The organism is Mesorhizobium sp. M1050 (assembly GCF_040318715.1).
GTDB lineage: Bacteria > Pseudomonadota > Alphaproteobacteria > Rhizobiales > Rhizobiaceae > Mesorhizobium.
On sequence record NZ_JAMYMV010000077.1, the window covers coordinates 1 to 26,775 of the forward strand.

At 61.5% G+C, this 26,775-nt stretch carries 20 protein-coding genes and 2 pseudogenes; 12 read left to right on the top strand and 10 right to left on the bottom strand.

Annotation, left to right across the window (positions count from 1 at the left end):
- A partial coding sequence (locus tag NKH57_RS28445) for an ISAs1 family transposase (protein WP_352949391.1) occupies window positions 1-348 on the top strand: 348 nt, incomplete at its 5' end.
- A 110-nt stretch (window positions 349-458) separates the two neighbouring features.
- On the opposite strand, the pseudogene NKH57_RS28450 reads toward NKH57_RS28445, so the two are convergent.
- The 3 genes and pseudogenes from NKH57_RS28450 to NKH57_RS28460 form a co-directional block, all read right to left on the bottom strand.
- A pseudogene (locus NKH57_RS28450) lies at window positions 459-1,119 on the bottom strand (IS66 family transposase); the annotation flags it as partial.
- Complete coding sequence (locus NKH57_RS28455; RefSeq protein ID WP_352949427.1) at window positions 1,120-1,347, bottom strand: hypothetical protein; 228 nt, start codon at window positions 1,345-1,347, stop codon at window positions 1,120-1,122. It abuts the pseudogene before it with no gap.
- Window positions 1,337-1,558, bottom strand: coding sequence for a hypothetical protein (locus tag NKH57_RS28460; protein WP_352949393.1), 222 nt, complete (start codon window positions 1,556-1,558; stop codon window positions 1,337-1,339). Before NKH57_RS28460 ends, NKH57_RS28455 begins: the two co-directional genes overlap by 11 nt.
- 597 nt (window positions 1,559-2,155) lie before the next feature.
- On the opposite strand from NKH57_RS28460, the gene NKH57_RS28465 reads away from it, so the two are divergent.
- The 3 genes and pseudogenes from NKH57_RS28465 (at window position 2,156) to NKH57_RS28475 (ending at window position 4,367) form a co-directional block, all read left to right on the top strand.
- Entirely contained in the window at window positions 2,156-3,532 is a 1,377-nt protein-coding gene (locus NKH57_RS28465; protein WP_352949395.1) for a radical SAM/SPASM domain-containing protein, read from the top strand.
- Between the two features lie 70 nt (window positions 3,533-3,602).
- A pseudogene (locus NKH57_RS28470) lies at window positions 3,603-3,701 on the top strand (IS5/IS1182 family transposase); the annotation flags it as partial.
- Window positions 3,702-4,079: 378 nt separating this feature from the next.
- Window positions 4,080-4,367 (top strand): hypothetical protein, encoded by a 288-nt coding sequence (locus tag NKH57_RS28475; protein ID WP_352949397.1) that lies wholly within the window; start codon window positions 4,080-4,082, stop codon window positions 4,365-4,367.
- A gap of 491 nt (window positions 4,368-4,858) precedes the next feature.
- Here NKH57_RS28475 and NKH57_RS28480 read toward each other — a convergent pair whose 3' ends face one another.
- Window positions 4,859-6,289 (bottom strand): gluzincin family metallopeptidase, encoded by a 1,431-nt coding sequence (locus NKH57_RS28480; RefSeq protein ID WP_352949399.1) that lies wholly within the window; start codon window positions 6,287-6,289, stop codon window positions 4,859-4,861.
- A 382-nt stretch (window positions 6,290-6,671) separates the two neighbouring features.
- On the opposite strand from NKH57_RS28480, the gene NKH57_RS28485 reads away from it, so the two are divergent.
- Complete coding sequence (locus tag NKH57_RS28485) at window positions 6,672-7,133, top strand: hypothetical protein (RefSeq protein WP_352949401.1); 462 nt, start codon at window positions 6,672-6,674, stop codon at window positions 7,131-7,133.
- Between the two features lie 820 nt (window positions 7,134-7,953).
- Here the strand turns inward: NKH57_RS28485 and NKH57_RS28490 are convergent.
- Window positions 7,954-10,404 (bottom strand): S46 family peptidase, encoded by a 2,451-nt coding sequence (locus NKH57_RS28490; RefSeq protein ID WP_352949403.1) that lies wholly within the window; start codon window positions 10,402-10,404, stop codon window positions 7,954-7,956.
- A 112-nt stretch (window positions 10,405-10,516) separates the two neighbouring features.
- Complete coding sequence (locus tag NKH57_RS28495) at window positions 10,517-10,984, bottom strand: ATP-binding cassette domain-containing protein (RefSeq protein WP_352949425.1); 468 nt, start codon at window positions 10,982-10,984, stop codon at window positions 10,517-10,519.
- 436 nt (window positions 10,985-11,420) lie between these two features.
- Here NKH57_RS28495 and NKH57_RS28500 point away from each other — a divergent pair, with 436 nt between their 5' ends.
- The gene (locus NKH57_RS28500) at window positions 11,421-11,714 is read left to right on the top strand and encodes a DUF6916 family protein (RefSeq protein ID WP_352949405.1); all 294 of its coding nucleotides are present in this window, start codon (window positions 11,421-11,423) and stop codon (window positions 11,712-11,714) included.
- Between the two features lie 35 nt (window positions 11,715-11,749).
- On the opposite strand, the gene NKH57_RS28505 is transcribed toward NKH57_RS28500, so the two are convergent.
- From NKH57_RS28505 to NKH57_RS28520, 4 genes are read right to left on the bottom strand one after another with little or no spacing between them, the layout of a single operon-like run.
- Window positions 11,750-12,289: a GNAT family N-acetyltransferase gene (locus NKH57_RS28505; RefSeq protein ID WP_352949407.1), complete on the bottom strand. Its 540-nt coding sequence runs from the start codon at window positions 12,287-12,289 to the stop codon at window positions 11,750-11,752.
- On the bottom strand, window positions 12,289-12,822 hold the full coding sequence (locus NKH57_RS28510) for a phage tail protein (protein WP_352606122.1): 534 nt from the start codon (window positions 12,820-12,822) through the stop codon (window positions 12,289-12,291). The genes NKH57_RS28505 and NKH57_RS28510 overlap by 1 nt, the downstream gene beginning before the upstream one ends.
- Window positions 12,823-12,882: 60 nt before the next feature.
- Window positions 12,883-13,413 (bottom strand): phage tail protein, encoded by a 531-nt coding sequence (locus NKH57_RS28515; protein ID WP_352695726.1) that lies wholly within the window; start codon window positions 13,411-13,413, stop codon window positions 12,883-12,885.
- 52 nt (window positions 13,414-13,465) lie between these two features.
- Window positions 13,466-13,996 (bottom strand): phage tail protein, encoded by a 531-nt coding sequence (locus tag NKH57_RS28520; RefSeq protein WP_352949409.1) that lies wholly within the window; start codon window positions 13,994-13,996, stop codon window positions 13,466-13,468.
- Window positions 13,997-14,473: 477 nt separating this feature from the next.
- Between NKH57_RS28520 and NKH57_RS28525 the strand changes: the two genes are divergently transcribed.
- The 6 genes from NKH57_RS28525 to NKH57_RS28550 form a co-directional block, all read left to right on the top strand.
- The gene (locus NKH57_RS28525) at window positions 14,474-19,039 is read left to right on the top strand and encodes a putative Ig domain-containing protein (protein ID WP_352949411.1); all 4,566 of its coding nucleotides are present in this window, start codon (window positions 14,474-14,476) and stop codon (window positions 19,037-19,039) included.
- Window positions 19,040-19,384: 345 nt separating this feature from the next.
- Window positions 19,385-21,496, top strand: coding sequence for a multicopper oxidase family protein (locus tag NKH57_RS28530; RefSeq protein WP_502907348.1), 2,112 nt, complete (start codon window positions 19,385-19,387; stop codon window positions 21,494-21,496).
- Window positions 21,483-23,483: a tyrosinase family protein gene (locus NKH57_RS28535; RefSeq protein ID WP_352949417.1), complete on the top strand. Its 2,001-nt coding sequence runs from the start codon at window positions 21,483-21,485 to the stop codon at window positions 23,481-23,483. The genes NKH57_RS28530 and NKH57_RS28535 overlap by 14 nt, the downstream gene beginning before the upstream one ends.
- 35 nt (window positions 23,484-23,518) lie before the next feature.
- Complete coding sequence (locus tag NKH57_RS28540; RefSeq protein ID WP_352949419.1) at window positions 23,519-26,164, top strand: LodA/GoxA family CTQ-dependent oxidase; 2,646 nt, start codon at window positions 23,519-23,521, stop codon at window positions 26,162-26,164.
- Between the two features lie 2 nt (window positions 26,165-26,166).
- Complete coding sequence (locus NKH57_RS28545) at window positions 26,167-26,583, top strand: hypothetical protein (RefSeq protein ID WP_352949421.1); 417 nt, start codon at window positions 26,167-26,169, stop codon at window positions 26,581-26,583.
- A partial coding sequence (locus NKH57_RS28550; RefSeq protein WP_352949423.1) for an FAD-dependent oxidoreductase occupies window positions 26,564-26,775 on the top strand: 212 nt, incomplete at its 3' end. The genes NKH57_RS28545 and NKH57_RS28550, both read left to right, overlap by 20 nt.

Consider the following 26,775-nt stretch of genomic DNA (forward strand, 5'->3'; position numbering starts at 1 on the left):
CTTGCGAGCTTTCTCGCCGTCACAACGCGTCGCACGATCAAGAAGACCGGCGCGGTCTCGATCGAGACGCGGCTCTTCATCTCCTTGCTGCCGCCCGACCCCGTCCGCCTCGCCGCCGCCGTGCGCGCCCACTGGAGCGTGGAGAACAATCTGCATTGGGTCTTGGACGTGGCGTTCCGCGAAGACGAGTGCCGCGTCCGTAAAGACCATTCGGCGCGCAACCTCGCCATGATCCGCCGCGCGGTGCTCAACATGCTCCGACGCGAGCCTTCAAAGACCTCGCTCAAGCGTAAGCGCCTCAAAGCCCTCATGAACCCGACCTACCGCCAAGCCGTCCTTGCAGGTTAACGATTCATGATTTCGCCCTGCAGGCTCTGTTATCGAGGCTGTCGCAATCGCTAGACTTGACGCGACGGCGCGAGCGACGGGAGCGCTGGTGTCCTCGCAATGTTGCGGACAAGGCGCTCGGCCGCGAAGACATGCGCCTCGATCAGATCAAAGACTGGCATGAGAGCGGATGTCCCAAACCCGACCTGATCGGCCAGCGTCGAGGTCGAAAGCTCGATGCCCTCGCATTTGAACCTTGTGCTCTGTCGGTTGAGCGGCTTGTGCATTCCCAATTTGCCGAAGAGGATCGTCGCCAGCAGATGAGGGCCGATGAAGCCGCGTGGGCGCGGCATGGACGGTGCCGGCGGCTGGCTGATCGCCTCGCAGTCACGAGCGTCGGTACCGTCTCGATCACTTTGAACCGGCGCGGGATCTCTTCCAGTGTCTTGGTAACGTCCTCGCCCAGTTTCGACAGGCGCGAGCCCCCGCAGCATGCACAGGTGGTCGCAGGATCAATGATAACACGCTCTCGCTCGATATCCTCCGGCCAGCGCTTTCGTACCGGCCGTTTGCGCGTGAACGAACGCACGCTCTGGGTCTGGCAGCAGCAGCCTGCGCCGCAACTCTTCCGTGGCACCACGACCAGCTCTTCGAGCTGCAATTCCATCTGGTCGATCAGTCGCGCCGTACACTCGGATCTCTGGCCGCGCAGTTCGCGCCTCGGCTTTTCGCCAGTTCCAGGCGGTCGATTAGGGCCTCGCTGTCCGACAACATGGCCTGCGCATCGGCGGCTTACGCCTGCGTTGCATTGAGCAGCATCAGGCTAGGTTCCACTGCCGCCTCGAGCAGCCGCCCGCCGACATGATCCTTGGCGCGAAGTTCCTTCTGCGCCAGCGCACGTGGTGCGATGCGCGGCAGGATGCAGAGGCGATTGGGATCTAACGTCCCCCGGTTCGACTGGCTGTGCGGAAAGTTCGACTGCTGGAGGATGTTGGCGAAGTAGGAGAATTCAACCGGCACGGAAAATGATCGGCCAGATGTCGCGCCAGAACCATGGACGATAGGCTGGGCTCCATTCCACCGGTCCAGCTTTCCAGTGAAGCAGGGCTGCGGTCTCGGTCGGATCGATCTTTTGCGGCGCGTCAAACGTGCCTGATGTGCCAAACATGTCGGTGCGATAGGCGAATTCGCGGATCGACATGTCCTCGACCACATCTTCCAGCGTGATCATGTCGAGCACTTCCGGCGCGTAGCGGGGATACCCGTGCTGCGCAGATCTGTGCTCCGGCCACTCAAATGCACCCTGACCGGATCTACCCGGTCCGTTCGATCAAGGACAATTTGTCCGACAGCTAACAGTTTTGTCTCCTGGGAATTTTAGGTGCATTCATCAAGCACACTCCGACCTCCTATCAAAAACCCCAGCAAAAAAGGCCTATAGCGATTCGCTGGGCGAGATTGGCGGCTACATCCTCAACATGGTGCGCCCGTTGCGGGTCATCTGCCGCAAGCCTTTGAGGGTTGCGATCAACCAAGGGAGATTGACCTATGCCGAAGGAAAAAAAACCAGGATATCTACATCAACCAGACGTTCTGCGGAGTTTGGCTGCTCAGCTTCGTGATGAGGCTTCGCGAGCCGAGGCGCGGGCGCAGCGGCTGACAGACGGGGTTGAAGCAGTCACCTGTCTTCCCGGCTGCTGGAATACTCTGTCTACCTGCATTCAGGTCCAGCCTCTTTAAGTGGTGCACTGGCCGGCATTTTCGTCGGCCAGCTACTTTCTTGCTTTCTTAAAAGCGCAGCTGTGCTTTGAAATCCGGATATCCGACCATGGGCCATATCGAATTGCTGCCCCAACTCAAAAAATCGGTACGACTCAAGCCAATGCATGGCTATGCCTTGGTTCATGCTCGACATCCATCACAGATTCGCATGGTCGATCCCTCTCACGCGTTCTTTCTGTCGCTGTGCGACAGAACACTCCTCACCTCCGAAATCGCCTATATCTATGGGCAGACATTTGGGCTTACGGATGTTGAAGCAAAGTCCCAAGTAGATCAGCTCCTTAGACTTTATCGGCAGTTTCTCACGTTCGAAGCCAAACCAAATCCAACCGAGCGATTTAGTCCACAGAAATTCCTCTACCCGGCCGACACCCCCGCCATAGAACGCGCCACCTTCGGAAAGTGGCCCGTTCCTGCGGGAATCAGTTTCACTCTCACTTTCAACTGCAATTTCAGCTGTTCGTACTGTTACCAGTATCGCCACCAGAGGAGCGACAGACGCTGGACCCTGAGCAAGTGCCTCGAACTGCTGCACGAGGCGGCGGATTGGGGAGTCGTATTTGTCGGGCTTACAGGTGGTGAGCCAACGCTTTTCGACGGCTGGCTTGAGGTAGTGGAGCGCACCCTCTCGCTGGGCATGCTTCCGGCCATGACCAGCAACGGCACGGTGATCGGAACTTGTTCGGACATTGCCCTTCGGTTGGCAGCTGCGGGCATGGAAGAAATGACGATCAGCCTAGACGTGCCTTCACCGCAGTTACACGATCAGGTTACGCGGTCTCGCGGGCACTTCCCAAAGGTGATCGACGCGATTCGGTTTTTGCGGGCGGCGGGGATTCGGGTGGTGGTCAAGAGTGTGGTGACACCAATGACCCAGAACACAGTGGAAGAGACTATAGATCTTCTGGTGGATTTGGGTGTCGCGGAAGTCGGCATCTCCTACATGGAGAGTGGGGCCATCAAGTCTCCTGCCAATCGCGCTCGCAAGGTGACCTCCAAGGACCTGGCCCGGATAAGAAATCGGATCGAGCGAAAGCGAGAGCAGTATGCACAAGTCTGCACTGTGCATACGCCGAAGGATGCAAAGGGAAAGTGGAACCACAGCGAGTGGTATCCCTGCGGTGGCATCAATATGGGGATGTCGATATTTCCGAGCGGTGACGTCTCAGTTTGTGACAAGATGCATGGGGTGAAGGCCTTTACCTACGGCAACGTGTTCAGCGCGGGACTCAAAGCAATCTGGGACAGTGAAGCGTTTGCTGTCCTTCGTGCGCGGACCGCGAACCCGAAGGTCGTTGATCCGGACTGCGCCCGCTGCAGCAAGTTGCACCTCTGTCGGACATCCTGCTTTGTTGATTCATTCAACGCCACGGGCAGCTACTTCTGCAAGGCCCCATCTTGCGGTGGTCCTTTCTTCAACTAGGTCGCAAACTCATAAACTGGATTTCCGTTTTGTGACGGGTTCTGATTCAAGGCTTCCTTTGGAGGCTTGAATGCGTCGATACGAATTGAGCGACTTCGAGTGGGGTGTGATCCAGCCGCATCTGCCCAACAATGCTCGTGGCGTAGCGCGGGTTGATGACAGGGAAATTGCGGTGGCGACATTGTCGCCGGCGCCGTGATCTGGGCGACCGGCCGCAGCTGGCGGCTGGCGCGATCCTTCGGCGCGAAGCTTCGTGTGCACGGCCACCTCGCCGCATACACCCGCTTCCCGGGCGATTGCCGCATGGTCATCGAGGCCCGGCCCGAGGGCTGGTGGTACAGCGCCGACTTGCCTGGCGGACGCCGGGTGGTGGCGTGCCTGACCGATCCCACTGGGCAGCGAACTGCGCGATCCGCAATCCTGGTACGGCGCACTGGCGGCGACGCAATTCATCGCCCCGCTCCTACCCCCAGGCGCACGCGAAACCTCGGCGTCGATCAGATCGGCGGGAACGGCCACGATCGATCCGGCCGCGGGTGAGCGCTGGGTGGCGGCGGGCGACTGCCTGTTCGCCGCCGACCCGTTGTCGTCGCGCGGCATCGTGCATGCGCTGCGCTCGGGCATCCTCGCCGCCTATGCCGCGTCGGACATGGCCGACGGACGCGATGACCTCGCCCGCGCGCGCTATGGGATGATCGCCGCGCAAGGCCTTGCCGACTACACGCCCGCGCTTGCTGCCCACTACGCCGCCGCCGCGCGATGGGAGACAGCTTTCTGGCAGCGGCGACGGCCTCAACCTGAAGAATGCGCGGCATGTGAAGAGCGCGGCGGATAAATTCATCATGCCCGTCGAAACCTTTCTTGGGTATACGACGGCCATAATGGAAATGCTCGCCGCGCAATCAGGCTCGATCGCTGCCCTGTCCTTGCAACTGGCACGACGGCGATTGTGGAGCAAAACGTGCCGCCCTGGCCTGCTCGCTCGTGTCCGCTTTTGCCGTACGGACAGGGTATGCCGAACGACCAAGCTGACGCGCTAGGCGGACCTATGACTTTGGAACCAAGCATCAGTTTTCGGGCACTAAAACGCGCTGAACCTGGCACGCTTGACGATCGGCAGTCCATTCTCTGTCTTCCCGACAATAAGATGGGTGGCCCCTGGAGGCAAAGAACCGTCGGGATGGGCCTGTACGGCTTCGCCCCGTTCGATCAAACCTCGCACGAACGCTGCTTTCTCGGAGTCGTTCGGGACTATAAGATCGGCCTTCCTTTTAGACGGCACCTTCGCTCTCTCTATGATTTCGCACTATCATATTGTCCAGCTTATCATTGGCATCCACAGTCGCAATCGAATAGCAGCCTTTCCAAGCGCGCGCCGCCGGGGGTCGTTACCAGCCGATGTGACTTTAGCTTACGTCCGTGATCCAGCCGAGCCTCAGGCAATACCACATCGTCATAGTCCACACGACCTCGGCTAAACAGATCGTCGACGAACATCTGAGCCGCGGTCGCTGCGCTGAGAGGTTGTACCGGCGACAAGTCACCGGCGGCGCTTAATGCGACAAAATGGTCTTTCTGTGATGGCGTCCTGACGAAGAGCACCCCGTTGATCCCGTAGTCAACTGCCGGCAACGCTGTCTCGGCCAGTTCTTCCTGTGCGGCAGCAGCGGCAGGGCCAGCAGCTCGCGCGGTTGGGACAGAGGCAATGCTCGCTGCGGAGTGCAGAGAGAGGATCAGACGACGCACGTAGATTGCTTTGATGATCGGCGGATATCTGGCATCCACCGGGCCAGCTGCGATCACCATATTCGCGGCCACTTGGGCGTACCAGTTGGACACCACCGGCGAAGCTTTGATCGCGCTTATGAGAATGCCGGCCAGATCGCTTGCGACTGAGAGCAATTCAGCTTCCGTCGGCATTGTTGGATCTTGCGCCTTGGCGGAAAGGGCCGTGCCGAGCGACTCGAAGAACGCGCCTGTAAAAACGCGCGAAAACGAGTGTGGCTCCGAAGAAAGCTGTGCTGCCGGAGCCGAATTGGGGAGCGTGCTCGGGTCTTGGTACCCAAAGGAATTCACCGCATTCCGCAGGCAGTCCGCATCTACAGCGTCCGGACGCTGCGCGCGGATGGCCGCGCCGATCTGTTCGGCGAGGCGAGAAAGCCGCGAATTTCTGTAAAGGCGGCCGCCGGTATCGTGCAGTATGCTGATGCGAAGCGACGGAAGCTGGATGGCCGACAAGATTGCGCTGATGTCGGCGAACGATTCATGGAATGCCGCGACTTCCTGGCTGCCTACGTCCCACAACTCCGGCTTGAAGGAATCCAGTACCGCGTGTCCCATCTCGTGGCAAACTACATCGGGGCTCTCTCCCGAATAAACGGTACCTGTTCGAGAGGGACTGTGGAAGAAGTTAAGGGCCTCGCGATCGTAGTAGGCATTGAGATCGTCTCCTTCGTCGAGGATGACCTTTAGGGTCGCGCCGACCTGCCACTTCGTCAGCGGAACGCGCACCGACCAGAAGTCCGCGCCCCGTCGCAACGCCTCCGCTGCGGTCCAATACCTGAAATCGGCCGCTCCGGGAGGGTATACGCCCGGCTTTGGAGCAGGCTCGGGAAACCCAAAAGCAAGAGGCTTCTTGGAAAGGTCTGGAATGGGTCGGCTAACCAGTATCCCCGTTCCGGGATCGTCCTCCCAAACGGAAACCGATTTGCTTGCCTCCGCTTTGGCGTTCTTCGCCGAACCTTTCGCCTTCGCCACTGTCGTCTCCTCTTTGGTTTCGATTGAATGGAACTTCGAACTGCTCGCCACAGGCGGCGCCAAATCGGGGTTGTCCGCCCTCGAGCGTCGGAGAGCGTTCTACGTCGCAGTTAGCTGGCAACGCGAACACGCTCCGGCAGCGATCTGGCTACAAGACGCGATGGAGCATCAACCGTGCCGCGCCGCCTCGATCGCGGCGACGCCGATTTTCAGAGCCATCCATGACATCAAACGCGCGCTTTGCTTCAGCGCCACCAGCCGCAAAGGAGGGGCAGCGCAACCTGAGACGGTGCCGTATGGCTTCGGTGCTCGGCCCTTGACCAATTGGCGGCGATGTACAGGGATCCCGAGAGCTTAATGTCGACCGCGCCTGCTACGGCTGATGGACGGGAGAGCACTTGAACGACAACTATCCGAAGGGATCGAGACGATTTTTCGCAACGGTACAATCACCGTCGTGGGGATCTTGCTTGCCTTTTCGCCCGGCTTCGTCACGCATTGGGCTGCTAACTCCAGGCCATGGCGATTCTACGATCTGTTCACCGTTGTGCCGATCCTCTCCGGCATCGCGTTTCAGATGCGGGCGGTGTCCATGTTGCTCGACATGAGTTCGCTGCGCCGACACACCTACGAACGCGCCAACTGCATCTTCATGGCGAGCCTTATCCTGACCGCGTGCGGCGTGGGGCTGGCCGTCCTGCTGATTTCTTCGCGATGTCGGCGAAGGGCGCGCTGCCCGGCGCTTGAGGGGCCTGTGACTGCGCTTTGGCGCTGCCGCTCATGGGCCGACGGGACGTCAGGTCCGGAGGCCCAGCGCTTCTTCCCAAGCGGGCGCCGATGTTAAATTAGAGCGTTTCGGCTTGCCGGAAATTGGAAGCTCGGTGGCTACCTCTCATGGCTTTTGGTGTGCTGGCAGGAAGACCGATGCGCGGGTGTGGATGGACCAAGGCGTTGCATCAGGACGAGGGTCGACAGGGTCCGAGCGCGCATGGCCGAACTGGAGCGCGACCTCATAGTGACCGCACCAATGGGCGCCGTCGGCGTTTCGAAGCGGGACATGAATTTCGCAATGCGAAGTTCAGCCTGGCGCGTCTCGAGGAATGCATCGCCAAAATACCTTGACCCTTTGGTATGGAAGGCGAGCCGGCCAACAAACCCCCAAGCCATCGCGCCAGCTACGCAAAGTGCGAGCGCAACAAGCAGACTCCACGTTCACCGCGATGTGAGACGTTGACCGCGATGTGAGTTGGATCGCTTGGTTCGAATGCTCAAGACCACGACGAGCATATGGCTCTCTGCGCTCGTTGCCATAGTGTTCAGTATTTTATCTGACCAAGCAGTTCAGACACGAACGGGGCTTTCACCCTGCGAATATGCAAATCGCGGTTGTCCTCATGTACGTGGCGGAACTCACGGGCGTGACACGTCGGTCGAATAAGCTCCTGGAAACGCGGTCGGCGCGGGCATTGGCATATATGAAGCGGGAGCCCAATCAGCCGCGCATCCAGCCGCACGACCAGCTTGCGAGCGACCATCTCGGCTATCGCCCCGTCAGTTTCGGTCTGCATCACATTAAGGCGAGCCTCGCCTTGCCGCGTGATTGGCCTCGTGTCAGACCTCTCTGCGCCTCCCATTCAGCCATTGCAACAAGACCCTGACATTTATCAACGTTTTCTATCCGCACAGGAGCGCGATGACGGCCGCACTCCCATTTCCTTGAGCAGCCGGCCCGCCCCGTCAATCTTGTCCATGGTCCACAGCATGAAGCGACTGTCGACATGGATGGCGCGGTCACGGTCCGCATCGGGAGCCCAGTCCGAGATCACGCCCTCGAGTGTGCCGTCGAAAGCGAGACCCACGAACTCGCCACGCCCGTTCAGCGTCGCCGAGCCGCTGTTGCCGTTGGTGATGTCGACGGTGGACATGAAGTCGACCGGCAACGTGCCCAGCGTTGGCGCGACATATGGGCCATAGTCCTTGGCCTGAATCGCGGCAACTATGGCATCCGGCGCATCGAACTCACCTTTGCCAGTGTGCTTCGCTAGAAGTCCCTCGGCCGTGGTGAAGGGCGTCCAGATCTGCCCGTCGCGCGTGCGTCCTGTCACCTTACCCCAGGTGATGCGCAGCGATCCATTGGCGTCGGGATACACGGACCGGCCGATCGACTGCCGATAGGCACGCAGGCCCTGCATATAAGTCGCCCGGGCTGCCTGCGTGCGGCCGGCGCGGTCCTTGGCCGCGCGCTCCGTAGCTATATCGCCGGGGTAGAGTGCGACCGCCAGCTTGATGAAAGGATCGTCCGACAGCTCGAAAGCAGCCGCGGGCTTGTCGAGCCAGCCGAGCCGCGTGGCCGTGTCAGCGAGTTTGGTGTCTGCATAAAGTCGGTCAAGGCCGATTTGGTCCAAAGCGGTCTCGAACGCAGTATCGCGGTCCTTTTCGTTCAGCCGGCGATATTCATCGAGCGCGGCCTCGAAGAGTTTGCGATCGATGTCGGGCAGATAACGGCGTTCGATCTGCATCAGTTGATCCACGGTCTGGTTACGGTCGCGATCCTGAAATCCGCTTTCACGGTCTTCGTCAGACTTCTCGCGCTCCTTGGCCCAGCGATAGAGACCGCGCGCGGATGAGAGGATTTGCGCGCGGTCCAGCAGCGCCTGCCGCAGCTCCTCGAGTGAGGCCCGGCTATTCTCGGCCACTATGGCGTCCAGTTCGCGGATTGCTGCTCCATAGCGCGCCTGCCGCGCAGGATCGTCAGCGACCCAGTCGCGATAAGCTTTCTCCTCGGTGGCCTTGCGCGCCTCGAGCCCAATTGCATCGGCGCCGGCGAGATCGCCCGCCAGCTTTTTCTCGTAGTTTTCCGCGCCTTGCAGGATGGAGGCGTAGCGGATCTGCGCCTCGCGATTGCCTGTCGTGGCTTGCCTGATCTGGGCGGCATAGTCCGACAGCAAACGCTGCAGCAGCGGTTCGTAGTGCGCGAAATTGAACCGGACTTCGTCGGCGGTGCGCAACCGATTGGTGGACCCCGGAAAGCCGGCGACCATGACGAAATCGCCTTCCTTGACCCCGTCACGGGCTATGGGCAGCCAGCTCTTCGGCCGGTAAGGAACATTGTCGCGCGCATATGGACGGGCGGAACCATCAGGAGCGACATAGGCGCGATAAAAGCCGAAGTCGCCTGTGTGACGCGGCCACATCCAATTGTCGGTCTCGCCCCCGAAGTTACCGATGCCAAGCGCGGGCGCATAGACAAGGCGCACGTCCTGAATTTCGAGTTTCTGCTCCAGATAGTAGGAGGCGCCGCCATAATAGGCCCATACCTCGCAGCGGCGATTGGGCTGTTCTTCACATGCGGCGATCAGCGTTTTGCGGTTTGTGTCGAGCCGCTCATAGCGGGCAAAGCCGTTCAGCTTGTCCGAGACGCCGTTGAGCATGTCGGCGGTCACATCCCGCATATGCTCGATCACATAGATGCGGCTGCCAGGCGCCGCGGGCAATTCTTCGTCCACGCTCTTCGCCAGAAAGCCGTTTGTGAGATAGTCCTGACCCTCCTTGCTGTGGTATTGGATGGATCCGAACACACAGTGGTGATTGGTTGCGACTAGCCCTTGTGGACTGACGAAGGAGGCAGAACATCCGCCAAGTGATACGATCGCGTTGAGCGGGCCAGCGTCCAGACGGCCCAGCTGTGCGGGATCGATCTGGAGCCCATCCGCGCGCATGGCCGCGCCCACTTCCGCAGTCTGGCCCGGCATCCACATACCTTCGTGCGCCCACGCAGCGCTGACCGTCCAGAGCAAGGCGATGGCAGTTGCCTTGGCCAACCGTTTCAAATTCGAGTTCATGCTGGTTGTCCCTCTAATCCGCTTCCTGTTTTCCGCAGACCGGAATCGATGACAATCGGGTGGCCGGCATCCGCCCGCGCCCGTCGGCTGCCACTCCGAGTGGACCGTTAACGCAAGAATCCGGATGACGCCCACCTCTCTTGTGGGGTGGCCTGCATGTTTGCGAATCGTTCGCCGCACTAACCGTGCCAAAGGAATAAAGCTTTCAATTACAATGTGGTGGTGAGCCGCCCCATCTGTGTCCGATCTCCGACATCGTCGTAAACCCGACATTGTCGTCCTAAGTGATCATCTGCGGCGGGAAACATCACGCTTATAGCTGACGGTCGCGGTGTTCATGCCGTCGCGTTTAGCCGGCCGGCGCAAGCTTGAGAGTCACCTGAGATCAACCTGGCAAACGTTTCCTCTGGCGAGAACGGCCGGTTGAGCGCATGCCGATGCCGATGCCTTCCTCCTGCACTAACCGCTTCAGCACCGAGAAAACTTTGGCCGTCTCGCCGGCAGTTGGGTTGGCCGTCGGCTCGTCAAGAAGCAGCACTTCCGCTCCAGTTGAAAGTGCACGAGCGAGCTCGACGATCTGGCCCTCGTGGAGGGACAGTTTGCGTGCCGGCAAATCGATGATCTCTTCGCCGATCGCGGGGTCGATCAGCCGGAGCGCACCAAGGGCGATTTCGCGCATGCGGCGACGGCTGATTTGCGACCAGCCCGACCTTGCATGCACGATGCCGATGTTTTCCGCGACCGACAGCTCGGGCAGCAGCCCCAGCACCTGATGCACCACAGCAATGATCGGGCTGGTGTGGCCGGCCTTCGACGAGGCGAAGCTAATATCGCCGGCATCGCATGAGGTCAGTCCCGTTCACGCGAACTCGGGCGCTCTTTGCCTGTTCGCCATCATCGGTGGCCCGCGGGATGCAAACGGCAACAATCCCGATGCGATCGCATTGATTTCGCAGTATGGCAATACAGGCCCGGAACCGCCAAATCGGCCCCTGCCGGCTATCATGCGACGACCAGCGGGGGGGGATTCTATGCTGCCAGTCTACTGTTTCGCAGCGGATCCGCCCTGGCGAATATTCCAAAGACTGAGGACGCACCTCCCACAGCGACACTACAGTCGACCAACAATGCTTGGATCGAGAAGCCACATCTTGCCGGAAGGAAGGGCTCGCAAGAACTTTCATGCCGTGCCAGAACACGGTATCAATCGAGCCGATCGGCGTGCCGTCCACGACCCGACCATGGGATGGTTGCCTGAGACGCACAAAGTGCGGGAAAGTGGAGAGCTCATGGGACTTGTGACGCTGGAGCATTTCGCCGGGTGCGTCGGCAGCGCGTTCGACCTCGACATGGGGGAGAGTTCGCTGCCCATGACGCTGTCAGAGGCGCGGCCGCTGCCGGAAAGCGGATTTCCCGGAATTCGGCGATCGCCCTTTTCCCTGATGTTTCGAAGCGGCTCACCGATCGTCCTACCGCAAAGGCTCTACAAGCTGAAGAATGCGACGTTGGGCAGCTTCGAAATGTTCCTTGTCCCTGTGGCCAGGGACAAGGAAGGCATTGTCTATCAGGCAATCTTCAATTGACGGTGCATCCGGTCGAACCGGACAAGCAAGGCCGGTCAGGCCGTAGACCACTCCATCCCGATATGGGTATCGGTAGCATCGACTTCCTGAAACTGAAGGCGGCGGTATAGAGCCTGTGCGCGGATGTTGCGTCGCTCGACATGCAGGAATACCCCCGATGCCCCGGAGGTTTGCGCCTGGCGTTGAATTGCCTTCAGCAGGGCGATCCCTCGGCCACGCTTGCGCCATTCCGGCAGGAAACCGATGTCGATGATATGCCAACGCTCGGTGCTGGTATCGACATAGAGCCGTCCGATCGGCTTGCCCTTGTCCTGAAGGATCAGGAAATCGGCGTTTGAAAATACGCTGACATAGTGGCGATGCTGGAGGGCGAATTGCCCGTCGATGAAAGCCCGCTTCATCTCCTGCAGCCAAGGCACGGGTTCCATTTCCTCTATGCGGAATGACCAGTAGAGCCGGCGCAGAAATGGAATGTCCGCGAGCGTCGCCCTGCGGGACGCGCCACGTGGAAAGCTCAGCCGGGAGCTTTCGCCGGCAGGAAATGCCGGCAACGCTTCTGCTTTGCTGGAGGCCATCAACCGAAGGACGGAAAGACCCCCGACATCGCTATACTGTAATTCACCGCGAGGTAAGGCTGGCGATTCTCATGCGGCTGACTGTTCCCGGTAGCGCCGAGCATGGTGGACAGGAATTGCGCGTTCGCCTGCGCATTGGCCACAAAAGGACTGGTGCTTCCGGGCGGGGCCAATGAATTGCCGGCAGAGGGCGAGCCCGTTTTCTTGGCCAGATCCGGCTGGTTGTATATGGTGAACTGATGCGCGTGCGCCGGCATTTGTGCAACCGTCAGCGTCTCGCTGGTTGCGCCAAACGTCTCGCCGATGGTGCGGCTTGAAAGCCCGGGGCCCCTGCCCTGGTTGCAGCCGGCGCGGTTGGTGAAGTTGGGCAGTTGAAAGGTAGTTGTGCCATTGCCGCCGTAGTTGGTGCCAAGCAAAGAGAACAGCGCCGAATTTTGCTGGATCGGAACAACGGCGCCATTGCAGGAAGCCCACCCGCGCGGAGCGAAGCTGAACCCGAAAACCTGTATCTCACCGAGGAAGGGCTCAGTCATTGGAATGTCCTTGCGATCTGGATGGCGAACCGGTTTCCATAAACAATCCCGTGCGCGGGCTCAGCCCTGCGATGGGTAAATTCCCGCCCATGCAATGCAGAACTGCACTGTCAGCGTCGGCATCGTGTTGTCGTGAGCCGTGTTCCCGCCGATAGTCTGCGTCGATTGAGGGGCGGTGACATAAGGCGTAGCGCCGGCAATATCGGTCACATACATGGTGTCGTTTGAGATGGCACCAAGTTCGGCCGCCGTGTTGACCGATTTGCCATCGGCGCTCGACGTGGTCGCGGTCATCGAATGATTGTGCTGCGGCATCTGCTGAGGGAGCAGGGTGACGTCCTCGTTGCCGGCCGCCTGGCCCAGGACATAGCTCGATAGGCCAGACCCTGTGCCCTGATGGATGGGCACACGACCGGAAAGATTGGGCACGGCGAACGTGGACTGGCCATCGCCGCCATAGGTGGTGCCGATCAGTGTAAACAACACGTCATATTCCGAGATGGGATACACCCCTCCGTCGCAGGCGAACCAACCGTTCGGCACGCGCGAAAAACCGAACATGCGGATTTCTCCGACAAAGGGCGTGCTCATCGATGGACCTCCTCAGGGCAGTGATTTGGCGGGCAATTGTGTGCTGGCGGCGTCAACTGCGTGACGGAAAAATCCCGCTCATCGCGATGTTGTAGTTGATGGTCTCGTAAGGCTGAATGTTCGGGTGCGACTGGTTGCCGCCGACATAGGTGACGGTGGGAGCCGACAAGGGAACCGCGCGGCCATTCGGTGCGGCATAGATGGCGTTTGTGGTGGCGCCATAGAGCGCCCCGCTGGGATTGCGCGCCGCACCCGCTGCCGTGGTCGCATTACCCACATGGTTATGGGCCGGCAGTTGCTGAGACAGCAGCGTGACGTTTTCAACCCCGCCCGTTTCACCCCACTGATAGGCCGTCGGGTTCCAGTTCGGATCGGCGGATGGGCTAAATCCGACCGGGGTGCGGCACTGCAGATTGGGCAGGCCGAAGGTCGTGGTACCATTGCCGCCATAGGTCGTGCCGAGCAGCGAAAACAGCGCCTGGTTCTGAGCGATGCCGATTATCGAGCCGTTGCAAAAGGCGAAGCCCTTTGGCGCGAACCCGAATCCCGTCATCATGATCTGACCGAGAAAAACTTCCGCCATTAGCACCTCCTAATATTAGACATCTTAGTTTGTTGAATTCATCATTGCTCATGAATCACGGATTCTGCAAGTGGAGTCTTTCACCTGAGGTAGACATGGTGAAGACTGTATGATTTACTTTGCATTCGAATCCGAAGAAGGTGATCGCGCCCGGATTCTGGGGCAGATTAAAGCTTTGATTGATTGATATTTTTCGCTTCGGCAATAAAGCGTGTCGATTGGCGGCATGGGGGGCGTGCATTGGATCTGACTGTAAAGTATTGCGTCGGGCGTTCGGACGCGCTTGCCGGCAGTTTCCTGCTATGGGTTGCCACGCTAGCGTTTGTTGGCATGGCTGCGTTCGCTCCATCCCGGGCACAGGCCGCTCCATCATTAGGCTGCCCCGCCCCCATAACGTTTACCGTGGCATCTGGCGGCTCTCATCAGATCGACGCGTCATCATGCGATGCTTTCGGAACAAACCCACAGAGCCAAGTGGTGCAGCCCGCACACGGCACCGTCACCATCGACAACCCGTCGGCCGGGCTCCTGACCTATGTCAACAATGGCGACGGCGCCCTGTCCGACAGCTTCACCTTTGAAGACGCCTCCTCGGGTGTCGTCACGGTCAATGTGACAGTCTCCCCTGCCAGCTCGCCGATCACCGTTACCCCTGCAAGCCTGCCGACACCGGCAGTCGGCGTTTTCTACGACCAGACACTTTCCTCTAGCGGTGGCGTGGGGCCCTATACCTATACGCCGGGGGGCGGCAGCTTGCCCCCGGGACTCAGCCTTGCAACAAACGGCAGGATTTCCGGCACGCCAACGGGCTCGGGCCCTTACAATTACACCGTGCATGTGGTGGATTCCACCGCCGGCACGCCTTTGACGACTGACAAAAGCTACAGTTTGAGTGTCCCTGGACCCACGCTGGCCGTTTCGCCGACCAACCCGCCCGCAGGCTCCGTAGGCTTTGCATACAGCCAGCAACTCAGCACCAGCGGCGGCACCGCGCCCTATACTTACAGCGTCGAGATTGGCCCCCTGCCGGCTGGATTGAGCTTGTCTTCCAGCGGCCTGATCTCCGGAACGCCGAGCGTTCAGGGCACCGTCACATTCAAGGTCAAGTCGCAGGACAGCACAACGATCTCGACCGGGGGCGTCTGGTTCGTCATCCAGGACATAACCGTCGTCATCAATGCCGCGCCGACCCTCGTCGTTAATCCGGCCACTCTGCCTGGCGGCGCAGCGGTCGGATCGACCTACAGCACGACCATTTCCGGCAGCGGTGGAACAGGCCCTTATACATTCGCCGTCACCGCGGGATCGCTTCCGGCCGGTCTGAGTTTGAACACGACAACAGGCGCACTTTCGGGCACGCCAACCGCCGGCGGCACATTCAATTTCACCGTCCAGGCAACCGATAGCAGCACCGTGCCCGGGCCATTCAGCGGCACACGTGCCTATACGCTGGTTGTTGCCGCGCCGACCGTCAGCCTACCGACGACCACACTTGCCAACGGCACGGTCGGCGCGGCCTATTCGGCCTCGCTCAATCCCGCGACCGGTGGCACCGCGCCCTACGCATATGCAGTGACGGCCGGCGCCCTTCCGCCAGGCATATCGCTGTCCGGCGCGGGTGCGTTTTCGGGAACGCCGACCGCAGAGGGAGTTTATAACTTCTCTGTAACCGCGACTGACAGCAGCACGGGAACCGGCCCCTATTCAAGCGCGCCCCGCGCCTACAGCATCCAGATCGTCAACATTCCGCCGGTTGCCAATCCGGTGTCGGCCACGGTCGCCTATAACAGCAGCGCCAATCCAATCACGCTTAACATCACCGGCGGAACGCCGACATCGGTTGCGCTCGCCACAGCGCCTGCCCACGGCGCGGCAATGGCCAGCGGCACATCGATAACCTACACCCCCACTGCCGGATACGCCGGTCCAGACTCGTTCACCTATACGGCAACGAATACGGCCGGAACGTCCGCACCGGCGACAGTAACCGTCACGGTCAGCAATCCGACGATCGTGGTCGCGGCATCCGGGGCTTTGGCCGCCCAAGTCGGCGTTACCTATTCACAGACCTTCACCGCATCCGGTGGTGCTGCGCCGTACACACTGACGGTAAGTGGCTTGCCGGCGGGCCTTTCCGCCACAGGGACGACGACCAACAGCGTGACCGTTTCCGGGACGCCGACAGAAGCGGGCAGCTTCGGCCTCAATGTCACAGGCACTGACAGCAGCACCGGAAATGGCCCATTCCCGATTTCCCAGCCCTTCACGCTCACCGTCAGTGCGCCGACGCTTTCCATGACGCCGGCGGCGGGGGCACTCACCGTTCCCTACGCTGCGCCGTTCAGCCAGCAGTTTTCGACGACAGGCGGCGTTTCGCCCTATGTTTTCGCCCTCACCGGAACGCTTCCCACCGGCTTGTCCTTCGATGATACGACAGGGCTGCTGTCCGGAACGGCGACCCAGACCGGAAGCTTCCCGATTTCGGTCAAGGCAACCGACAGCTCTACCGGAACCGGAGCGCCATTTTCCGTCACAGCCAACTACACGCTGAATGTCGGCGCGCCGACCATCACGATCACGCCGGCTTCGCTGGCGGATGCGACTGCGGGGGCTGCCTACACACCCGTCTCCCTTGTCGCGTCCGGCGGCGTTGGTCCCTACAGCATCACTGTATCTTCCGGTCCGCTGCCGAACGGCACGTGGCTCACTACGGCGGGCGTTCTTTCGGGGACGCCGACGCAGTCCGGCACATTTCCGATCACGATTCAGGCGCAAGATGCGAATGGCCAGACGGGCACCCAGAGCTACAGCTTGCAGGTCCTTGTGCCTGGCCTGACGGTGTCGCCCGCCAGCCTTCCGGGCGGTGTGGCCGGAACCGACTACAGCCAGCCGCTGTCGGCGAGCGGCGGCAATAACCCTTACAGCTTTGCAGTAACTTCGGGTACGCTGCCGGCAGGCATAACGCTCACGGGAGATACGCTCGCAGGCACGCCGACCGTTGCGGGTAGCTTCAGCTTCACCGTAACGGCAACGGACAGCACCGGCGGCACCGCGGCCACTGGGAGCCTGGCCTACACGCTGGTGATCGCGCCGCCGACCATAACGCTGGCGCCGGCCACCTTGCCCACAGGCCAATACGGCGTTGCATACAGCCAGACGCTTGCGGCCAACGGCGGCACCGGCCCATACACCTACGCGCTGACCGGCACGCCGCCTGCTGGAATAACGCTGTCAACCGCGGGCATGCTTTCGGGCACGCCGACGGAAATCGGCTCGTTCAACATCACCGCCACGGCAACGGACGATCTCGGTTTCACCGGCGCGGCAAATTATACCCTGGTGATTGGAAACAACCCGCCGGTCGCCAACCCGGAGACGGCTGAAACGCTTGAAGGGCAGCCTGTGACCATCCACGTCACGGACAACGATGGCGGGACCATCACCTCCGTGGCGATCGCCACCGCACCCGCGCACGGCACCGCGTCGGTCAGCGGCACTGACATCATTTATACCCCGGGAGCGTCCTTTAACGGGTCGGACACACTGACGTACACGGCGACCGGACCAGGCGGAACCTCAGCGCCTGCCACCGTCACGATCAACGTCAGGCCTCTGCCCGTCCCTGTCGCGCAAAATGTCACGACATCGTCCGGCAAGGCTGTGGTCGTCGACCTGACCAAGGATGCGGTCGGCGGACCGTTTACCAGTGCGACCCTGGTTTCCGTGCCGCCGCCTTCGTCCGGCACGACGACACTGAACGGGTTCCAGATGACGTTCACGCCGACCCCGACCTTCCGTGGCACGGAGACGGTGACCTTCACCGTGAGCAATGCCTATGCAACGTCGGCGGTGACGGCGATCACCATCGAGGTCGTCGAGCGTCCCGATCCGACGCTGGACAGCGAGGTCATGGGCATCCTCAACGCCGAGACCGCGGCTACGCGCCGTTTCGCCACCTCGCAGATAGGCAATTTCCAGCAGCGCCTGGAAGGCCTGCATGACAGCGACAATGGCCAGGAACCCACGGATGGTCTGGCCTTTGTCCAGGGCGTCGTGCTCTCCTTCGACAGCACCTGCGGGGAAGCCGAACAAGCGGCAAAAGGACCAGACTGCGGTCGCAGCAAGGCGGCCGACCCGGACTGGCCGTTCAAATCGTCCCTCGACGACACCACCACATCGGGCACGCCGGGCGGCTTCGGCACCGGCAGCTTCGGCCACAGCAAGGTAACCATCTGGACCGGAGGCTCGATCAATATCGGTGAGCGTGACGGCGACGACGGCTACAAGTTCGAGACCACAGGCCTAAGCGCCGGCGTCGACTATCGCCTCAACCGCGCTTTCGCGATCGGCCTTGGCATCGGCTACGGCCACGATGTCAGCGACATCGGCGACAATGGCAGCCGCAGCACCGGCAAGGCCTACACGGCGGGTCTCTACGCCAGCTATCATCCCGGCCAGGACTACTTCATCGACGGTCTCGTCGGATATCAGTGGCTGTCGTTCGACTCGCAGCGCTATCTGACATCCGGTGGCGGCTTTGCCACCGGCGAGCGGGACGGTGGCCAATGGTTCGCCTCGGTTTCGGCCGGCAGGAAGTTCGAGATCCAGGAATGGCAGATTTCGCCCTATGCGCGTCTCGACATCGCGAAGGCGACGCTGGATGCCTTCGCCGAAAGTGGCGATCCCTCCTCGGCCCTGCACTATGGCGAGCAGGACATCAGTACCACCACCGGCAATCTCGGCCTGACGCTCGCCTACGGGTTCGCCGCTGACTTCGGCGTGGTTTCACCGCAGGTGAGGATAGAGTACCAGCACGACTTCCAGGGCGACAGCGCGATCACCATGAACTACGCCGACATGTTCGGCGGGCCGATCTATCACACCTCGATCGACGGGCTCGGCAAGGACCGCTTCATGCTCGGCCTCGGCGTGAATGTGCAGACGGTGCAGGACTTCAACGTGCGGCTGGAATATCGCGGCCTGTTCGGCAGCGATGGCGATACCGACAACGGGTTCCTGGTCAATCTGGGCAAGAACTTCTAATCCAGCCGCCACGAGACCTGTGGCGCCCGTTTGGTGCTTGTTCTTCGCGGCCCAAACGTAGGCGAGGAGCTTGCTCGGGGAAGACGCCCTGCGAAGCGGACATCGGCGTAAACGCCAGCTGGATACGAAATTGGTGATCGTGCCGCGCTGCAGAGCCGCCGATCGCGGCTGAACTTCTACAAGTAAATGAAATTGCAATAAAATCTTAATGAGCCGTATAAGCAACCCTGCACATGGCCATTGAAGTAACTTTCACCTTTTACATTCAATCCATCTAGACAATTCTCACGATCTGGGTCACTATGCTTGCGGATTGAAATCTAGAGCCAATTTGAGGGAGGCCCCATGTCACGTGGTGGATCGATGGTGCGCGCGCGAATCTTCGCGGGTGTTTTCGTTAGTGGCCTGGGACCAATGGCGGCATCGTCAGCGGCAGCCGAGATCCTCAATCCACCCTTGTTGCAGGACGAACGCGCGCCGATCGCCAAGCCTATCCTGACGGAGGCAGCACCGGCCGCGCCCCTGCCCGGCAACACGGCACCGGTGCGCGGCGACCGGCTGCTCGACCTCAAGATCAACTATATCGACAATCAGATCTACAACCCGTCGACGGGCGGCTACGACAAGGTTCATCTGCGCGGCTACACGGGCAAGGGTGTCGATCCCGGTGCGCCCTATGTCTCGCCGACCATCGAGGCCGTTCCCGGCGACACGGTGCGCATCATCCTCGACAACCAGCTGCCGGCAGGCCCGCAGCCCGGCGACCCCGGCTGCATGACGGGCGGCCAGATGCCCGACATTCCGCACTGCTTCAACGGCACCAACCTGCACACCCATGGCCTGTGGGTAAGCCCGACCGGCAACAGCGACAATGTGCTGTTGTCAATCAACCCGCAAACCAAGTTCACCTACGAGTACAATATCCCGTCTGACCACCCCTCCGGCACGTTCTGGTACCACACGCACCGCCACGGCTCGACCGCGTTGCAGGTGTCGAGCGGCATGGCCGGCGCGTTGATCATTCGCGGCGGTCGCCCGCCGACGCCAACCGCCCATGGCGACATCGATACGCTGATCCCGACCTCGGCAGTTCCGGAGCGGGTGCTGGTGATGCAGCAGATTCAGTATGCCTGCCGCGGCCCGGCCGCGAAGCAAGGCGACCTCGGCCCGATCAAGCAGGATATTAACGGCCGCTATTTCTGCGACCCCGGCGATGTCGGCGGCATCGAAGGCTACGACCAGTTCGGCCCGGGCACCTGGCCGGCATCGGGTCGTTATACCTCGCTCAACGGCAAGGTGTTCAACCCCACCGACCCTATGAAGGCGACGCAGGGTCAGATCGAGCGCTGGCGCATCATCCATGCCGGCGTGCGCGACACGATCAGCCTGCAGTTCTTCAAGGTGCTCGACGGCAAGTTGAAGCCTGGGGTGAAGACCCTGCTCAGGGCCGAGACCACCGCCGCCTTCATCAAAGATACCTGCGACACCGAGCCAGTGCCTTATGCGCTGGTCGCCGCCGATGGCCTGACAATGGCGGCTGCGCAAATGACCAAGCTGGCGACGCTCCAGCCCGGCTACCGCTTCGACGCGCTGATCGTCTTTCCGGAAGCCGGGCGCTACTGCGTGATCGATTCCTCGGCGCCCAAATCGGGCGTGGTCAACGGGCTGGATGTGAGCCCACAACTGCTCGGCCTGATCGACGTTGCGCCGGGCAAGCCGGTCGACAATGTCGAGTCCTATGTTAAGAGCATACTGGTTGCACTGGCCGAGACCAACATGCCCGCCGACGTCAAAGCGGCAGTGGTGTCCGATCTCAAGGCTGGCATAAAGTTCACCAGCTTCACACCGCACCCCGACGTCACGGACGAGGAGGTCAAGGGCAGCGGCACGCAGGAACTGACCTTCTTCATCGATACAACAGGGCCGGACATAAAGTTCGAGGTTGGCAACACCCTCAACACCGCCGATACCAAACCCTATGATCCGACCCGCATCGACCGCCAGCTGCCGCTCGGCAAGGCGCAGGTGTGGACGCTGCAATCGCATTTCGTCAGCCATCCGTTCCACATCCACGTCAATCCGTTCCAGATCGTCTCAATCACCGACCCCCTCGGCAAGGACGTCAGCGCGCCTGGAGCGATAGACGACATCGCCGGGACACCCGACCCGCAATATACGGGCCTCAAGGGCGTGTGGAAAGACACGCTGTGGATCAAGAGCCTGATCCCGCAAAACCTGCCCACGGGTTTTTCAGGCATCTACACGATCACGCTGCGCACCCGCTACGAGCGCTATATCGGCGAGTATGTGCTCCACTGCCATATCCTAGACCACGAGGATCAGGGCATGATGCAGAACGTTGCCGTGGTGCTGCCCGGTGAGGTGGGTGACGCCGTGCAGGGCGACGCCATGCAGATGCATGGGATGCCGATGGGTGGCCACGATGCCCACAAGTAAGGCGCAGGCGTCCGAACCCGATGCGCCGTTTACGTGGAGCGACGTGGAGGCGATCCTCACCGCTGCGGGCGGCAAAGCTGGACCAGGCAGCCTGACCGGGGTGACGCTGCCGGATTTCCTGACGCTTGAGCTCCAGGGCATGCCGCTGATCGCGCCGCTTTCAACAACGTGTTGCGGCAAGAGCGACGCCGAGGGGCGCGGTGCGCGCTCAGCGCTGGTCCGCGGCTTGCGCGGACTGCCGCCCTTCGACGGCAAGCAGCTCCCCCGCCTGCCCTGGGGCGGCAAGCCGATCGCTTATGACGATATCGACCGGATCGAGACCTGGATCGACGAAGGCTGTCCCGGAGAGCTGATCGGATCAGTCGCGCTTGCCGGCGAGGTCAGTGTGGCCACCGAGGCACGCGTCGAGGTAAAGGGGCTTTCCGGCCCGATCTTCGGCCCGGCATCTGATCCCGCGGCATGGCGCTATGCCAAGGGAGAATTGCGACAGCGCATGGACGTCGATGTGCTCGACGACGCGCAGAAAGAGCGGCTGCGCCATGCATTTCGCGAGCTGTACAAGCTCAACAAGTGGGTCGGCGACAAGCGCAGCTACAACAACCTGGCGCTGATCCACCAGAACCACTGCCAGCATGGCTGGGAGCGATTCCTGCCGTGGCACCGCGTGTATCTCTATGAATTCGAGCAGGCCTTGCAGGATTTCTGCCCCGACGTGACCATGCCGTGGTGGGATTTCCCTGCATCGCGCTACAAGCCTGAAGACCCGGCCAACGGCGCAATCCTTCCCGATGCCTTTAAGGGCTTTCTGACGGAAGAATCGGCACGTTTCCTGGGCGATAAGGGTTTTCCGGCCAAGATCGACACGCTGGTCGGCCAGTTCTGGGCCAATCCGACCCAAGTTTACGACGCGGTGAGCACAGCCTGCGGCAAGGAATATGTGGCGGGCGAAAACCGCAAACGGCTGATCGACGCGCTGCTCGAGGCCAATCCGCTCTGGTATCCGCTGCGCTATTCCAGCCAGTTCGGCAACGGTTCGATCAACACCGTCATCCATTACCATTACCCGGCGCAGGAGGACATTGACGAGATCCTGTCGCTGCGCACCTTCCGCGACTTCGGCGGCGGCAGCCTTTATGTCGACAGCTTCGGCTTCCTAGACCAGAACCCGCACAACACCATGCATATCTGGACCGGTGGCATGAACCCGGCGTTCAAGACCGACGCTCCCGCCGATCGCAACAGCGCGGTGCGTGTTGCCGGCCGAAAATTCCACCAGCGTGACGATCTCTATTCCGAGCCGCAGTTCGGCGACATGTTCTCGAACCTGACTGCGTCCTACGATCCGATCTTCTGGCCAGTGCATGCCAACATCGACCGGCTCTGGTCGCGTTGGCAGCAGGAGCATCCCGACGGCCTGCCGGCGGACCTCGATTCCGCGCTGACGCCGTGGAGCTATGCGGTGCGCGACACGCTCGAAATGAGCCGTTTCGGCTATGAATATGTGCGCGGCGGATGCCTGATGCCGGTCGGCCTGGCCAACCCGGTGGGGCGCTTTGTCTCGGCGCCGATCGCGGTGCCCGAAGCGACCAAGGGCTTCCGCTCGGCCGAGGTGCGACTGCATCGCGTGCCGCAACTGCCGCGCTCCTGCTTCATCCGCGTATTTCTCAACACGCCGGATGCCGATGCCACGACACCACTCAACCTGCCTGGATACGCGGGCTATGCCGCCGTGTTCGGCCATGGCGAATGTTATGGCGGACCCGGACATTGCGAGGTGCCGCCAACGGAAAACCGCAAGTTCGATTTGCGCGAGCGCAGCATGAACACGCCGCGCAACCACCGCATCGACGTGACGCGCGCGGCAAGACGCTTGATCGCGGCCGGCGCCACCAGCCTCACCGTCAGCCTGGTGGTGATCGGCGCTTCCTACGAGGAAGACCGCGAGCTGTTGCGGCTCGACGGGGTCTCGCTCAATTTTCTCGACTAACCCACGGCCGGCACTGGCACCAAGGGGAAATCAATATGGCCGACGCAACGATCTATCGCATTCATCCCGCTGTCGGCATTGCCCGCCTCGGTGACAGCCCCGATGCCTTTTGCATCGCGCCGGAAAAGCCGGCGCAGATGCCGATCGAATGCGACGTCAACGGCAACGCCGCTAAGGGCGATGCGCCGATCAAGCACTTCAAGGACGATAAGGGCCGCATCAAGCGTCAGGCGGCACGCTTCCAAATCTTCGTCTATAACGAGGCCAACCCTGACGGCGTCCCGCTTAAGATCGGCGACCATGTCGAGGGCGGTGGCAATCGCGGAAAGCTTGTCGACATCCAGTGGCGCGTTCAGCTCGCCAACAAGAAGGCGGCCTGGTTCACCTTCGACGGGCTGCGAGGGGAGGCCGGCTATCCCGATGGCGCGCCGCTGCGCAACGCCGGCATCACCGATCCGGTCGAACGGCAGAAGTTGATCATCGACGCGGGCCCGCAAACGGTCGACAGCACCTCGCGGCGCAAGGCAAGCTTCGGGCGCGATACCAACCTGGCCTATGCCGTCACCTTCCCGCCAACCGGGATGGCGCCCAACGCGATCGACACGCTGGGCGAGATGATCACGGACGACGACGGGCGGCTGCTGGTGCTTGGCGGGCATGGGAACAGCGGCTCGTTCCTCTCAGGCTTCGGCCATCCGCGCATCGAGACCTATGCCAACAGCGACGGCTGGTTCGACGACATTTCGGACGGGCCGGTGATGGCGCGGCTGATGATGATGGAAGAGCGCGTCCAGGCGCTGCGCTACATCGACGTCGAATATCCGGCCTGGGCGCTGGTCGGCTATCCCCGCTACGCGCCGGAAGTGCTCGACATGATCACGCTGGATGACGTGATCGAGGACATGTCGATCCGCGAATTCGCCTATCGCACCGACTTGTATGGCACCGCAGGAACTTTCAGCGCACCGCAGAAGATCGACCCCACCGATACGCCGGCCTTGCTACATTGGAAGGCCGGACCGGTGGAGTGGAACCCGGCCTACCGGCCGTGGTTCTGGCGCGACGTCTGGCCGATCATTTTCCGCGCCGACGAATTCTCGTACTTCGCCAACATACTCCAGCAATCGAATTTTCCCCACAACCAGTCGAGCCGGGGCACATTCGACCCCTACCGATTGTGCATTCCGCCGCGGGTTGCGCCCCGCGCGCTGGCGCAGAAGGAAGGGCGCGCAAGAGACGATCATGTCGGCGGGCGACTGCTTGAAGCTGCGGTCGAACCAAGCCTGATGCTGCTTGACGCCACGCATGCGCCGGGCGCTGCGAAGGATGCCGTGGTCGGCGAAGCCGGGGCCTCGCTTAAGGCGGCAGCAGCGGCTTTCACCGCCGCGGTCTGTCGGCCCGGCGAGGGCGAGGCAGCGCGGGCCTACGCCGCGCGCTGGCAAGCGGCTTTCGCTGAGAACGATGCCGTAGCCGACCCAGCCTATGAAGCCGCCCGCAACGCATTCGACGCGGCCGTCGGCGATGTGATCGAACACATTAGCGCCGCAGCCGCGCCGCCCAAGAAGCGGATGCTCACCCTCGCCCGATCCTCGTCGCGGCAAGAGCCCGCCGAACCCGATCGCACCACCGACCCGGACGAGCCGATCGAAGCCGCACTGCGCCGGCTTGCGTTTGAGTACCGCTCCGGCCAGTTGCTGGACCGCGCGCTTGCCGCGGCAACCAAAGACGCGACGACCGATCCGGGCCGCTCCGCGCGGCAATACCTGTTCGACCTCTTGCGCAAGCCCGGCGAGGAAAACCTATTTCGGCTCGAGGCCAATCCGGCGACGCGCACCTACCACCTACCGCTGATGCCGCTATTGGCCGGCGATAACCCGATCACCAACAAGACGGTGAGCAAGTTCCTGCGGCTAACCGACACGCAACTCTTCCTGCTCAGGCAATGGGCGGCGGGTATCTTCATCGACGAGGTGGATGCCGGCTTCGCACCGGCCATCGACCCGTGGCAGCCCTACAAGGACTGGAATGTGCCGGGCGGCCGCGGTCTGGACCAGGGCGTGCTCTCGAACGGTCTCGGCGGCGCCTTCTGCCCGGGCGGCGAGGTGACGTGGATCATTCGCAACCCTGCGATCTGGCGCGAGCCCTATCGCATCAAAGCCGACCCCGAATGGTATAGCTTCGCGCTGACCGCCGCGCAGGAGAATGCCAATCGCTGGGGCGCGGGCACCAGCGAGGAAGGCTACATCGCCTATGCCTCCGACCCGCTGTCGCAAGGCAGCGATTTCGATATCGGTCTGCAGCCCGGCGACCTGACCAAGCTCAGCGGCCTGCCCTGGCAGGCCGACTTCAACGAATGTTCCACCCAGACGATCGACGTTACCTATGAGGAGTGGAACGTGCGTTATCCCGATAGCGTAGGTGACACGTTGCTGGAGCGCGAGGGGCGGGTATGGGAGACGCTGTGGTGGCCTGCGCACCGGCCGATGCAAGTCTATTATCCGGTCGGCACCGACTTCCAGTTCCGCAATTGGGCACGCGGTATTCCGCAGACTGTGGCCGGCGACCTCAAGATGGTCACCGAGTGGTCGAAGCTCGGATTCATGATCCGAAATCCTGCCGGCGGTCTCGACCAACCCTCACCCGGTGTCAAATACATCTGCGTCGAAGATTCGGGAGAATGACGATGAGCAATCCCTTTGTCGGCAACTGGACCTATCGCAGCTTCCTCAACGATCCGGACATCAGCAAAGCGGCCAACGACCTGCTCTTCGGAGAAGGCACGCTGGCCATTTCCGAGAACTCGCAAACCGAGCTGTCGGGAACGATCGGCGGGCCAGGTTGGTCGCTCGATCTGCGTGGCGGCTTCGGCTACGGCTCGCCTATGCAAGTCCGGTTCCAGGGCAAGGGCGTGGTCGGCGGCGAAGAATGGATCTACGACTATATAGGCTGGCTCGTACCGGTCTGGCCGAACAGCACGGACCGGCTGGAGGTTCCGGCTATCGTTGGCTCTGTGGTGCGCACCATCCCGCATTCAGGCGACGGCGGCAGCACCAACCCGGCAGGAGTGGTGGCTTCCTTCTATGCCGTCCGAGCAAGCTGACTTTGTCGTGATCGGTGGCGGTCCTGCGGGTGCGGCGGCGGCGCTGACGTTGCGTCGGCACGCGCCCGCGCGGAGCGTGATGTTGCTGGAGGCAGGAAGGCATGATTGGCCAAAGCCGGGAGAGGTGCTGCCGGCAGTAGCGAATGGGCTGCTGCGTCAGCTTGGTGTCTGGACGCCGTTCGCCGAGGCCGG